Raw genomic sequence first — 12325 nt, forward strand, 5'->3', positions numbered from 1 at the left:
CTCGGGCTGCGGGGTGGTCCCCGCCGGTGGGGCCGCACTCGAGGGTGACGGTGCGCCAGGTACCGGTGCCCGTCAGGTCGGCGGCGACCTGAAGCTGCGTGGCCGGCGGCGCCGGACGGTCGGTGCCGACGTCGGCGTGCGCCACGCCTGTCCCGGCCGCCACCACCAGGGCGACGGTGGTCGCGAGCGCGCGACGCCACGTGGATGGTCGATGCGTGTGGAACCTCATGAGTGACCCCCTTGTCTGCGGGGCTCGTCGGTGAGCCCCGGCCTCACCCAGCATCACCGCCCCGGCGCTCCGGGGGAATGGGGGTGCCGCCAGGTGGGACGCCGCCGGACCGGGCCCGGGACCCGGTCCGCGTGTCACCATGGGATGTGCACGACGAGCAGGTGGCGGTCACCTTCGCGGGCCCCGTCGACGTCCGCCGGACGATGGCCCCCCTGCGTCACGGCCGTCACGACCCCACCCACCAGGTCGTGCCCGACGGCGTGGTGTGGCGCACGACGGTGACGTCGTCCGGCCCGGCCACGCTCCGGGTCGAGCAGCTCGACCCGACGTCGGTGCGGGTGACCGCGTGGGGCGCGGGCTCCGCTGAGGCGGTTGCGCTGGCTCCGGGGTTGGTGGGTGCGTGGGACGACCCCACGGGCTTCACCCCCGGTCCGGGGCCCGTGCGCGAGGCGTTCAGACGTACGTGGACGGTCCGGTTGACGCGGTCGGGCCGGGTGCTGGAATCTCTGGTCCCGATGATCCTCGAGCAGCGCGTCATCACCCGGACGGCGACCGATGCGTGGCGGTGGCTGGTGCGTCACCACGGCTCGTGCGCGCCGGGCCCCGCACCCGACGGGATGCGCGTGGCACCCGATGCGCGGACGTGGGCCGGGGTGCCGAGCTGGGACTTCCACCGGGCGGGTGTGGACCCGCGACGTGCCCGGACGGTCGTCGCGGCGGCGCGCCTGGCGCCGTCCCTCGAACGAGCGGTGGTGCTCCCGGCCCAGCAGGCGCTGGCGCTCCTGAGGCAGGTGCCGGGTGTCGGGCCGTGGACTGCGGCTGAGACGGCGCAGCGGGCGTTCGGGGACCCGGATGCGGTGACGGTGGGTGACTTCCACCTGCCGCACCAGGTCGGATGGGCGTTGGCAGGACGCCGTACGGACGACGCGGGGATGCTGGCACTTCTGGAGCCGTTCCGTGGGCACCGTCACCGTGCCGTGCGGCACCTGATGCTGGCCGGCGCCGCACGGGAACCGCGGCGGGCACCCAGGCTCGCCGTCGAGGACCATCGGAGACGGTGAGGGCGGTGGACGGAGGGCGACGCGGACCGGCCCCGGCCCCGTGAAGGAGGCCGGGGCCGGTCCGCGGTTCTCACCTCCCGGGTGGTTCACCACCCGGTACGGCAGGTGTCAGCTCGCGGTGCAGGTGGCGGTGACGTTGCCGGGCGAGCCGCTGCCGATGAACCCGATGGTGGTCGAGCCGCTGGCGGCGAGGTTGCCGTTCCAGTCCAGGCTGCTGATGGTGTTGCCCGAGATCGAGCCGTTCCATGCCTGGCTGATGTCGGCACCGTCCACGGTGACGCTCCAGCCGCTGATGGCGCTGGACCCCGCGGTGACGCGGATCTCACCCTGGTAGCCACCGCCCCAGGAGTTGGTCACCTCGACCGTGGCCGAGCAGGCACCCGAGACCGGGGGCTGCGTGGGCTCCGGTGCCGGGGGGTCCGTGGGCTCGGGTGCCGGGGGGTCCGTGGGCTCGGGTGCCGGCGGGTCCGTGGGCTCCGGCGTGGGAGTGCCGCCACCGGTGCCACCGATGTTGATGTCGGAGCACAAGTAGTACGGCTGGTCCATGTGGCTGGCCTGCCAGATGGTGTAGAGCACCGCGCGACCGGTCCGGTTGGTCGGCAGGCTCACGTCCGTCTGCAGGATGCGGGCCGGGGCGAAGCGGCCGGTCTCCGTGACGAGGTCCAGGTCGCCCCAGCCCAGGCTCTGGGTGGTGGGGTCGAACCCGGGCTTCGAGACGTAGATGCGCAGGTAGTCCGCACCGTGGGACGCGTCGTCGGTGAGCGTCAGGGTGAAGTTGTGCGGGACGTCCTTGGCGATCCAGGGCCCGGGGGTGTCCATGTAGTCGTAGCGCCCGCCCTCGGTGTTGCCACCCGAGCAGAGGGTCCCGTCGGGGATGACCTGCTCGTGACGCCCACCGACGTTGTCGCGGTAGAGGCCGTTCCAGTTCCACATGGCGCTCGGGTCCGCCTGGTAGGCGCCGTAGCACATGGGGTCGACCTGCTGCATCTCCGGTGCGAGGTGGTTGTCGCGCCACCGGTCCAGGCAGCCGAAGTTGCGGGTGGGCGGGTCGGTGACCGAGCCGTGGGCGGCTGCGGGGCCGGCGGCGACGGTGCCCACCAGGAGCGGAGCCATCACGGCGAAGGGAAGTGCGTACGCGAGTTTGCGCAGACGCGGACGAGTCGACATTCGTTCTCCAGGTGCTCGAGAGTTACGGCCCGAACTGCTGGCCTCTGTACGTCGCGCGCGCCGACGGTCGACGACTGTGTCTCCCGTGGGTCCGTGGACCGCTGCGGCTGCGCGCACAGACACCATGCGCACCGCAGCAAGGGACCAACTACCTTATGAAGCGTTTAAGTCACAGCGGGGCGACGGATCTGCATTTCCGGTCATGACGGGACCGGGCGAATCGGACGCAAGGACGATCGTCCCGATGTTTGTCACGGCGCGAGGGGTGAGTATTGCTGGTATGCGTACCCGACCTCGTACCCCGGTCATGGCCCTCGTCGCGCTCGGCGCCCTCGTCCTGGCAGGGTGCTCGCCGACCGAGGAGGTCGACCCGTTGCTGCAGGAGCACGGCCTGGCGGGCATGGACGGTCGGCAGATCGTCGAGCACCTCGAGGCGACCGGCCAGGCCCGGCCCCTCCCGTACGGGGCCTCCGTCCGCGAGACGGAGGTGCTCCTCAGCGAAGGGGAGCACGAGGTCGCCGTCCCTCTCCCGTCGGGCCAGCACTACGTGTCCATCGCGCCGTACGTGGACGTCACCCACGACTGCTACTACCACTCGCTGGCCACCTGCCAGGGCGAGCTGGTCGAGCAGCCGGTCGAGGTGACGATCACCTCCGACGACGGCGAGGTCCTGGTCCAGGAGCAGGCCGTCACCCACCCCAACGGGTTCGTCGGCTTCTGGGTGCCCAGCGGCACCGCCGGGACCATCGAGGTCACCTACGAGGGGATGGCCGGCGCCGTCCCCTTCACCACCGAGGACGGCGACCCCACCTGCATCACCACGCTCCAGGTCACCTGACGACGACCGCGGCGACCACATGCGTCAGGTGGAGCCGGACCTGCGGGTCGCGGTCACTTCCGAGCAGGCCGGTCGACCACGTCCAGGCGCCGTCATCGCCGCTTGAGCGTGATCAGACCGCTCGGGTGCCGGCACGGGAGTTCCGCCGGTCGGTCGCTCGAGGTCGAGCATCGTCGGCAGTGCCTACATTGAGTCATGACCTCGTTCTCGCTCTCCAGCATGCCGGACCTGTCGGGCCGGACGGCAGTCGTCACCGGTGCGAACAGCGGCCTCGGCCGAGTATGTGCCCGGGTGCTCGCCGCTCACGGGGCGCGCGTCGTCCTCGCCGTGCGCGACCCCACCAAGGGGGCGGAGGCGGCACGGGCGATGTCCGGTGACCTCGACGTCCGCACGCTCGACCTCGCCGACCTGGCGTCGGTGCGGGCGTTCGCCGAGGGCATCGACGAGCCGGTCGACCTGCTGCTCAACAACGCCGGGCTCATGGCACCGCCTCTCGGCCGGACGGCCGACGGCTTCGAGCTGCAGTTCGGCACCAACCACCTCGGCCACTTCGCCCTCACGAACCTGCTGCTTCCTCGCCTCCGGAAGCGGGTCGTCACGGTGTCCTCGACCGGCCACCGGACCGGGTCGATCGACTTCTCCGACCTCAACTGGGAGCGGCGGCCCTACCGGGCGATGGCAGCCTACGGTCAGTCCAAGCTCGCCAACCTCCTGTTCACCGCCGAGCTGGACCGTCGGTTGACCGAGGTCGGCTCTCAGGTGCGTGCGACCTCGGCCCACCCGGGCCTGGCCGCGACGAACCTGCTCCGCGCTCCTTCAGGACGGCGCGAGGCACTCGGGCACCGGCTGTTCACCGCACTCGCCCGGGATGCGGAGCACGGAGCCATGTCCATCCTCTTCGCGGCGATCGGGGACGTCCCGGGTGGGAGCTACGTGGGGCCGGCTGGAGTCCTGCAGCGCGGCGCACCCGCGGTGGTCGGCCGGTCCCGTGCCGCGCGTGACGGCGACCTCGCCCGCCGCCTGTGGGACGTGTCCGAACGACTCACGGGGACCTCGTTCCCGGTCGGGGTGGTCCCGGGGTGAGCCCTCGGGCCGTGCGCCCACAGTGTCCACCGGGGCCTCCGACGCGGCGTCATCTCGGCGAGATCCGCTCCTGCCCCCGCTCACTCGAACGCGGAGAGGACGGTCGCGGCGGTGCGGGACACCAGCGCGTCGTCGTACGCGGCTCCCGGGGCCCTCTTCTCGGTCAGGATCGTGACCAGCACCGGGTCGCGTCCGGGTGGGAGGACGACCGCGACGTCGTTCCTGATGCCGCCGGCCCCTCCGGACTTGTCGGTGACGACCCACCCGGCGGGTGCACCGGCACGCACCAGCGCGTCGCCGGTGGCGTTCCCGGTCATCCAGTCCAGGAGCAGCGCGAGATCCTCCTCGCGGAGGTTCTGCGGCTCGAGCAGTGCCCGGAGGTTCGCCGTGAAGGCGCGCGGGGTCGTGGTGTTCGCCCCGCTCGCCAGGTCGGCGTCGTTGATGCCGGGCTCCACGTCGACGACCCTGGTCGTCGAGTCGCCCAGGTCGGCAAGGGCGCGCTCCATGCCCTCAGGCCCCCCGAGGGCGCGGAGCACGAGGTTCATCGCGGTGTTGTCGCTTTCACGTACCGCGGCCTCGGCGAGCTCGGCGAGCGTGAGCCCGTCGGCCACGTGCTGGCCGGCCGTCGGGGAGTAGCCGGCCGCGCGCACGTCCTCCTGGGTCCAGGTGACGCGGGCGTCACGCTGGTCGACCGGCACCTGGCGCAGGAGCTCGGCCGCAGCGAAGAGCTTGAGGGTCGAGGCGAACCCGAACCGCTCCTGCGCGCGATGCTCCACCGTCGTGCCCGTACCGGTGTCGACGGCGCTGACACCCACCCGGGCGTCGAACTCCTCCTCCAACCGCTGCAGCTCAGCGGACACATCAGGCTGTTCGGTGAGGGTCTCCGGCGTCTCGGTCAGTGAGGCCTCGGGCACCGTCTCGGGCTCGGGTGCAGCAGACCTGCACCCGGGGAGGGCGAGCACGAGGCCCAGCAGGAGCACGAGCCCCGTCCCACGTCCGAGGAGTCCTGTCATGAGGCGGTACGGGCGGTGTCTGAAGCCGTGCCGGGCTCCTGCCTCCTCGGGGCGCGCAGGGTGCTCGACGTGCTGAGGGCGCGGATGACGAGCACCCGCTCGCGGTGGAACGTCGGCACGTCGAGACCGACGACGGTGAGCAGGTCTCCGCAGAACGCGAGGCTTCCCGGGGTCGAGCCGCCCAGCGGTGGGACCTGACGGAGCCACGCCGGGACCAGCCACGGGGGCGCGAGCGAGGGTGGTTGAGCCACCTCGAGGCGGAAGCTCTGGTCGGTGGCCAGTCCGGGGAGCCTCACCTGCCTGCGGGAGTCGGCGGACAGCGCCGGGGTGACGACGGTGAACACGCCCTCGCTCCCGTCCTCGGCGACCACCCCGCGCACGGACGGGGCGTCGGGGTCGAAGTCACCGGCTCCGACCACCCTGCCGGTGGCGATCAACCCGCGCAGGTCCCGGTAGGCGGCGATCCAGCGGGTCAGCTCGGAACGGTCCGCCTCGTCGAGCACCCGCAGGTCCCACTCGACGCCGAAGTGCCCGAGGAAGGCAGCCGCGCACCGGGTGTGCAGGTCGTAGGTCCGTCCGGTCGCCTCGGACGTGGCCGACGCCACGTGCGAGCCCAGCATCTCCGGCGGCACGAGCAGCCCCGTCCAGCGCAGCATCCGGACCCGGTCGAGCGGGTCGTGGTTGTCTGAGGTGTGGACGCGGTCCGTGCGCTCGAGGATGCCGAGGTCCACCCGCCCACCTCCGGAGGCACAGCTCTCGATCTCCAGGTCGGGGTGGCGGGACCGCAGCTCGTCCATCAGCGCGTAGACCGCACGTGTCTGCTCGGCGACGGCTGCGCCGCCGCTGCCCGGGTGCCCCGCATCCACCAGGTCCCGATTGTGGTCCCACTTCAGGTAGGCCAGGTCCAGGTCGGTGACCAGGGTGTCCAGGGCGGCCAGGATGTGCGCGAAGGCGTCGGGGTTGGTCAGGTCGAGCAGCTGCTGGTGGCGCTGGCGCGCCGGCAACGCCTCCGGGCGTGCCCGGAGGACCCAGTCCGGGTGCGCACGGGCCAGGTCGGAGTCCTCGTTGATCATCTCCGGCTCCACCCACAGCCCGAGCTCCATCCCTTCGGCCGCGACGTGCCGCGCGAGCGGGGTCAGGCCCTCGGGCCACACGACCGGGTCGGGGGTCCAGTCGCCCAGACCTGCCCGGTCGTCCCGGCGTCCGCGGAACCACCCGTCGTCCAGCACGAAGCGCTCCACCCCGAGCGCCGCGGCCTGCGAGGCCAGCGCTGTCAGGGTCGGCAGGTCGTGCTCGAAGTGCACCGCCTCCCACACGTTGCAGGTGACCGGACGTGGACGCCGGGCCGCGCGCGAGCGGCGACGCAGGAAGCCGTGGTACCGGTGCGCGGCTGCGTCCAGGCCATCGCCCCAGCTGCCGTAGACCCAGGGAGTGCGGTACTCCTCCCCGGCGGTCAGCCGGACCTCGCCGGGGAACAGCAGCTCACCCCCACGGAACGCGAGATGACCGTCGGTCCGCTCCAGGGCGTGCTCGTGGTTCCCCCCGATCCCGACGTGGCACAGCCAGACGTCACCGGCCCCGGCGTCGAAGCCCGGGACGCCGACCGCCAGGGTCCCCGTCGCGTCGAGCCCGGTCCGGCCGCGACGCGACTCGCGGGTGTGCGTGCCGACCACCACGCGGTGCCGCTGCGGCATCTTCTCGGTGGCCCAACGGCCGGCGAAGTCCAGCACCTCGTGCGCGCGTGGCGGGACGGCGAGTGCGAGGCTCACGCCCGAGACGTCCAGCGGCTCAGCGTCGGACCGGTCGCTGCGGATCGTCGCCCCGGTGCGCAGCAGGCCGTCGACGGTGAGCTCGACCGTGCAGACGACCGTGATCCCGACGTGGTCGTCACGCGCCAGCGCACTGACCGTCCCGGGCCCGGACTGCACGGGCGTACCCGGGTGCACGGTGCGTCCGTCGACGTCGATCGACTCCAGGGCCAGCCGTGGCGACCAGCCCACGCCACCTCGGTGCACCGACAGCCCCGGCCGCCCGCCCCAGCCGTGCGTGTGCTCCGGCAGCAGGCTCGGCTCGTACGGCAGGTCCGAGACGCCGTCGATGCCGGAGCGGACGCCCGCCTCGGCGAACGCTCGGAGGTCACCGAGCTCTGAGGTCAGGCGCCGACCCCAGTGGGCGATCGTGGGGAGCAGCGCGCCACGCTGGACCATCAGCACAGAGACGTCGGTGGTGACGAGGTGGATCACCCGTGTCGGGTCCATGTCCTCTTCCTCGAGGAGTGGGCGGGCCGGCGGGGTGCCGGCAGCATGCGTGAGAGATCGATCGCTCGGGCGAGTCTGGCATGAGGTCGTCGCCGTGTCACGGGGCTAGGTGCGGTCGGCGGTCGGCCCGGTCCAGTCGAGCCGCACGGTCGAGGCGTGCACCGGCACCAGGAGACGATCGTCCCGGACGGCCTGGCCTGAGGCGACGAACGGCCGGCCGGCGCGGAGCTGCACACCGCCCTGCGGAGCGAGCCACGCGGCCTCCGGGAGCCGCCGGACCGTCAGGCTACATCCGTGCGCGTCCCAGGCGAGGCGGTCCATGACGAGCCCGCCGCGGGCCCGCAGACCCGTCACGCAGCCGGAGGGCCACGCATGGGGAAGAGCAGGGAGAACCGTCAGGGAGTCCGACGTCGAACCGAGCAGCATCGCCGCGACCAGCGCTGGGAGCCCGCCGCTCGCATCGACGTTGAAGATCACCCCGGCGTCGTGGGTGGTGGTGAGCGTCGGCCGCCAGTGGTCGACGGCGAGCCATGTCACGCAGGTCAGCGCCGCGTCGGCGTCACCCAGCGCGGCCGCGGCCAGGCCGAGCTGGACCAGTCCGAACGCCATCTCCATCCGGCCCGGCGGCGGGGACGGGTCGCCCCTGCGCCAGGCGATCTTGGAGTGCACGGTCGCCTGCGCCGCCGCCCGCAGCCGCACACCGGCCAGGCCCTCGAAGGCGGGATCAGCCTCGTACCAGAGGGGGTACAGCTGCGAGGCGTGGCGGTGGGCGACGTTCTCGGCCCAGGCTCCCGAGATCCACTCCGCCAGAGTGCCGTCGTCGGCCACCCGGTACTCCGGGAGCGTCGCGACCAGTGTCGCCCAGCGATCGTCGAGGGAGCGGTCACCCCGCGCCGCCCCGAGCAGTCGGGCCGCCCGGGCCGCGTCGCGCAGGATCGCGACCTCCATGGTCGTGTCGACCGTGAGGGGACCGGCGGCGCCGGCAGGGGTGTTCTCGGGGGAGTAGCCGGGCACCAGGTGACGGCGACCGTCCACGAGCACGGTCGCCGTCTCGGCGAACCGCAGGACACCTTCGACGAGCGACCACAGGGCGTCGTCGACGACCGTGCGATCCCCGGTGGTCGACACCAGGTCGGCCGCCAGACGCAGGACCCACCCTCCGCAACCGGTCCAGAACACGTGCGGGTAGTCGGCGCTGACGTGGTTGGCCCGGCCGTGCGTCGACATCCGCGCCGGCAGGAGCATCCCCTCGGCGCCGTACACGAGGCGCGCGTTGTCGCGGTAGTCGTCCAGGTGCTCCAGCGCCAGGGTCAGCAGGGACCGGGCGAGCTCGGGGGTGCCGGTCGGGATCAGTCCGGCCACGGCTCCGTTCTGCACGTTCCCGTTCCTCGTGTAGTCGGCCGACCAGGCGGGTCGCCGCGCCGCGCGGCCGCCCACAGGTGCTCCGTCGTCCCCTCGACGTCGCCCCCGTCCAGGTCAAGCACGGAGGTCTCCACGAGGCGACCGTGCGTGCTGGCCTGCCGGGCCCGCACGTCGGCCCAGGAGACCGTGTCCGGGTGCTCCGGCCCGGGTGCTGCGGCGTCGACGCCTGCCACCGTCTGTACGTCGATTCGGAACGTGCTGCGTCCTCCGGCTGGTACGACCAGCCGGGAGGTCAGGGACGCGCCGTCGGGGTGCCAGGGCGCGGGCACTCGTGCGGTGACGACGGCTGTCACCTGGTTGGTCGTGGCGGTGAGACGACCGCACCGTCCACCGACGACGGTCACCTGGACCGCGGCGGAGCCGTCCCCGCCACCGGTGTCCAGCACGGTGTCCCGGGAACCACCGAGAGACATCTCGAGGGGGAGGGTGAGCTCGTGCTCGGACTCGACCGCCACGCACACGGACTCCTGGTCGCGGGGCGTGATCACCCGCAGGCTGCAGTGCCCTCCGTCGTCGTCCTGCCAGTGCACGGTCACCTCGCCGTGGGTGAGGTCGATCTCGCGCCGCAAGGTCCCGGTGCCACGCCTGGGTGTCACCACCAGGCTCGCGCAGATGCCGAGCGGGTCGGTCCACACGAGCCCGTCCGGGTAGCCGCACGCCCGGGTGCGACCGGTCAGCAGCTCTCCTGCACGCCGTGGGTGGCCGGCCGTGACCGCCCGGCGGATGTCGGCGAGCACGGGGCGTAGATCAGGTGCTGCGGGACGCGGGTGCAACGGGACGAAGAACCGCTCGTGCGCGATCGACAGGACGTGCCGACCTCGCTCCTCGTGCACGACCACACCGACCCGGCCGCTACCGACGACCAGACCGTCCTCCCACGAGGTCGGGGTCGAGCGGGTCTCGAATATGGGTGAGGTCATGCCGCACCGTTGCCCGGGCGGGCGGGTCGGCCGTCCCGGTCGGGCACTACACGGACTCGCGGAGCGTCAGGGTGGTGGGCAGCATGACCGGCGCGCCGGCGGTGGTGTCGCCCTCGAGCATCTCGATCACCAGAGAGGCCGCCTGTACACCCATCTCGGCGAAGGGTTGCCGTACGGTCGTCAGCGGTGGGCTCGCGGTCGCAGCGACGACCGTGTCGTCGAAGCCGACGACCGAGACGTCGTCCGGCACACGCCTGCCCGCGGCCTCGAGGACCCGCAGCGCTCCCACCGCCATGAGGTCCGATGCCGCGAACACCCCGTCCAGGTCGGGCGAACGTCGCAGGATCTGCGCCATCGCGGCCGCGCCCGAGGGCAGGTCGAAGTTCCCGCGGACCGTGGGACCGGGTGCGAGGCCCCACTCGGCGAGCTCGTCCCGGAAACCCTCTGCCCGCCGGGTGGCAGGCAGGTAGTAGGACGGACCGGCGATGTGCGCGATCCGGCGGCGACCGGCGGTCAGCATCGCCCTCGTCGCCTGCCGTGAGCCGCCGTAGGCGTCGCAGGCGACGTAGACCCGACCGTCGTCGAGCTCCCCGGTGGGGTTCCCGATGAACACCAGAGGGATCGGCACCTCCTCCAGGTGCCGGAAGATCAGCTCGGTCTCGCCCTGAAGGATCACGATCGCCGCGTCCACGTGCGCCGACGAGAGGTGCCGGACCAGAGGCTCGATCTGGGAACCGTCGTCGAACAGCAGCACCGGCAGGAGGCCGGCTCTGAGCAGGGACTTCGACGCGGCCTGCAGCGGAGTGCCGACGAACGGGCCGAGGAGCCCGTCCATGTCGTTGCCCGGTGCCGCTACGAGCGCCACCGCACCGGCCCGGCCACGACGCAGGGCCCGGGCCGCCTGGTTGGTGCGGTAGCCCAGCTGCTCGGCGGCAGCGTGCACGCGCTGCGCGAGATCGGCGCGGACCGTGGACTCACCCGCCATGACCCGTGCGGCGGTCGCCCGGGACACCGAGGCGGCCCGCGCGAGGTCCAGCAACGTCGGTCGGCTCGGGAGGGTGCTCACGATTGAATGATTTCACCGAGCAGGTGGGCGTGTGGTCGTCGCGGTGCGCCGACCGTCACAGGGCCGGGTGAACCTCGCGGTGACGTCGACCACCACCGGTCGGGACACCGCCTCGAGGACGGAGACGAGCGCCCAGGCGGACAGCGCGAGGATCACGTCGGAGCCGAAGGCCGTGATCCCGAGGGCGACGACGAGCAGGGAGATGTACACGAGGGTCACGCGCCACTGCACCACGAGCATCGCCGCACCGACCCGCGCCGCGTCCCTCGTCCTGAAGGAGAAGAAGGTCGTGATGACGAGCATGTGTCCCGCCCACAGGACCAGGAGCGCGGCTGCCGCTGCTGCCACCGGACGGAGCAGCTCGGCACCCGGGACGGTGCCGCTCGCCCACACGTTCACCGCGAGGACGGTGGCGACGAGGACCGTCGGGATCCACCACCGCAGGACGTCCCAGGTGTTGGCCCGCAGCCCCCGCCAGAGGAGCGCGAACGGACCCTCCTCCGGCTCACCCCGCCACGCCCGGACCGCGTGCAGGCCGGCCGACAGCACCGGCGCCACGGGAAGCTGCGCGAGCACGAAGAACGGGACAGCCAGGGGAGAGGGCGCCAGGAGCGTCAGCATCACGAGCGTGGGTGCGCACCCGAGGACGAGCCACACGCCGAGCGCCATGTGGTGGTAGACCGCCTGGGCGATCTGCGACAGCGGCCCGGTCCCGACCGGGTCAGTCGGGTCGGTCACCCCTTGACCGATCCGAGCATGACGCCGGAGACGAAGTACCGCTGGACGAACGGGTACACGCAGAGGATCGGGATGATCGTCAGGATCATCGTCACCGACTGGATGTTGGCGTTGATCGCTGCCGTGGTGCTCCCGGCCGCCGCGGCCCCTTCGGATGCCGAGCTGGAGGCGCCAGCGACGAGGTTGCGCAGGAAGAGCGTCACCGGGAACAGCTCCTGCTTGTCGAGGTAGAGGAACGCCGGGAACCAGTCGTTCCAGATCGCCACCGAGTAGAACAGGATCATCGTGGCGATGACCGCCTTGGACAGCGGGAGCACGATCCGGGCGAAGATCCCGAACCAGCCCAGTCCGTCGATCTGGGCCGCCTCCTCGAGCTCGACAGGCAGGTTCTCGAAGAACGACTTCATCACGAGCAGGTTGAACACCGAGATGGCGCCGGGCAGCACCAGGGCCCACATCGTGTTGGTCATCCCGAGGGACGAGATGAGGATGTAGTTCGGGATCAGGCCCCCGTTGAAGAACATCGTGAA

The 12325-nt window shown here is 72.2% G+C and carries 12 protein-coding genes; 3 read left to right on the forward strand and 9 right to left on the reverse strand.

The genetic code is table 11. The features are described 5' to 3' along the window. Window positions 1-229 (reverse strand): hypothetical protein (locus N869_RS08735; protein ID WP_035060339.1); only part of this gene is annotated, 229 nt, incomplete at its 3' end. Between the two features lie 146 nt (window positions 230-375). Here N869_RS08735 and N869_RS08740 point away from each other — a divergent pair. Beyond that, window positions 376-1290, forward strand: a complete 915-nt coding sequence (locus N869_RS08740) for a DNA-3-methyladenine glycosylase family protein (RefSeq protein ID WP_035060343.1) — start codon at window positions 376-378, stop codon at window positions 1288-1290. Between the two features lie 108 nt (window positions 1291-1398). Here N869_RS08740 and N869_RS08745 read toward each other — a convergent pair whose 3' ends face one another. Continuing rightward, complete coding sequence (locus N869_RS08745; RefSeq protein WP_052105274.1) at window positions 1399-2457, reverse strand: lytic polysaccharide monooxygenase; 1059 nt, start codon at window positions 2455-2457, stop codon at window positions 1399-1401. A 280-nt stretch (window positions 2458-2737) separates the two neighbouring features. Between N869_RS08745 and N869_RS08750 the strand changes: the two genes are divergently transcribed. Continuing rightward, the gene (locus tag N869_RS08750) at window positions 2738-3295 is read left to right on the forward strand and encodes a CueP family metal-binding protein (RefSeq protein ID WP_035060346.1); all 558 of its coding nucleotides are present in this window, start codon (window positions 2738-2740) and stop codon (window positions 3293-3295) included. A 195-nt stretch (window positions 3296-3490) separates the two neighbouring features. Beyond that, on the forward strand, window positions 3491-4378 hold the full coding sequence (locus tag N869_RS08755) for an oxidoreductase (protein WP_035060349.1): 888 nt from the start codon (window positions 3491-3493) through the stop codon (window positions 4376-4378). Window positions 4379-4458: 80 nt separating this feature from the next. Here the strand turns inward: N869_RS08755 and bla are convergent, their stop codons facing one another. The 7 genes from bla to N869_RS08785 all read right to left on the reverse strand — a co-directional run. Then, the gene (gene bla / locus N869_RS08760) at window positions 4459-5391 is read right to left on the reverse strand and encodes a class A beta-lactamase (RefSeq protein WP_035060352.1); all 933 of its coding nucleotides are present in this window, start codon (window positions 5389-5391) and stop codon (window positions 4459-4461) included. Further along, window positions 5388-7649, reverse strand: a complete 2262-nt coding sequence (locus tag N869_RS08765; RefSeq protein ID WP_052105275.1) for an alpha-galactosidase — start codon at window positions 7647-7649, stop codon at window positions 5388-5390. Before N869_RS08765 ends, bla begins: the two co-directional genes overlap by 4 nt. Window positions 7650-7754: 105 nt before the next feature. Beyond that, on the reverse strand, window positions 7755-9011 hold the full coding sequence (locus N869_RS08770) for a glycosyl hydrolase family 95 catalytic domain-containing protein (RefSeq protein WP_156968453.1): 1257 nt from the start codon (window positions 9009-9011) through the stop codon (window positions 7755-7757). Further along, the gene (locus tag N869_RS16530; protein ID WP_052105277.1) at window positions 8999-9991 is read right to left on the reverse strand and encodes a glycoside hydrolase N-terminal domain-containing protein; all 993 of its coding nucleotides are present in this window, start codon (window positions 9989-9991) and stop codon (window positions 8999-9001) included. The genes N869_RS08770 and N869_RS16530 overlap by 13 nt, the downstream gene beginning before the upstream one ends. Window positions 9992-10037: 46 nt before the next feature. After that, a complete protein-coding gene (locus tag N869_RS08775; protein ID WP_035060355.1) occupies window positions 10038-11057 on the reverse strand; it encodes a LacI family DNA-binding transcriptional regulator in 1020 nt (339 codons plus the stop codon). A gap of 12 nt (window positions 11058-11069) precedes the next feature. After that, window positions 11070-11795 (reverse strand): hypothetical protein, encoded by a 726-nt coding sequence (locus N869_RS08780; RefSeq protein WP_052105278.1) that lies wholly within the window; start codon window positions 11793-11795, stop codon window positions 11070-11072. Further along, on the reverse strand, window positions 11792-12325 hold a 534-nt coding region (locus N869_RS08785; protein WP_035060367.1), incomplete at its 5' end, for a carbohydrate ABC transporter permease. The genes N869_RS08780 and N869_RS08785, both read right to left, overlap by 4 nt.

It is taken from the genome of Cellulomonas bogoriensis 69B4 = DSM 16987 (assembly GCF_000767165.1).
GTDB lineage: Bacteria > Actinomycetota > Actinomycetes > Actinomycetales > Cellulomonadaceae > Actinotalea > Actinotalea bogoriensis.

Excerpts from the sequence above, each read along its gene's own strand:
- N869_RS08745 (WP_052105274.1), bottom strand. The coding sequence starts at position 2,457 with ATGTCGACTCGTCCGCGTCTGCGCAAACTCGCGTACGCACTTCCCTTC.
- N869_RS08750 (WP_035060346.1), top strand. The coding sequence starts at position 2,738 with ATGCGTACCCGACCTCGTACCCCGGTCATGGCCCTCGTCGCGCTCGGC.
- N869_RS08755 (WP_035060349.1), top strand. The coding sequence starts at position 3,491 with ATGACCTCGTTCTCGCTCTCCAGCATGCCGGACCTGTCGGGCCGGACG.
- bla (WP_035060352.1), bottom strand. The coding sequence starts at position 5,391 with ATGACAGGACTCCTCGGACGTGGGACGGGGCTCGTGCTCCTGCTGGGC.
- N869_RS08765 (WP_052105275.1), bottom strand. The coding sequence starts at position 7,649 with ATGGACCCGACACGGGTGATCCACCTCGTCACCACCGACGTCTCTGTG.
- N869_RS16530 (WP_052105277.1), bottom strand. The coding sequence starts at position 9,991 with ATGACCTCACCCATATTCGAGACCCGCTCGACCCCGACCTCGTGGGAG.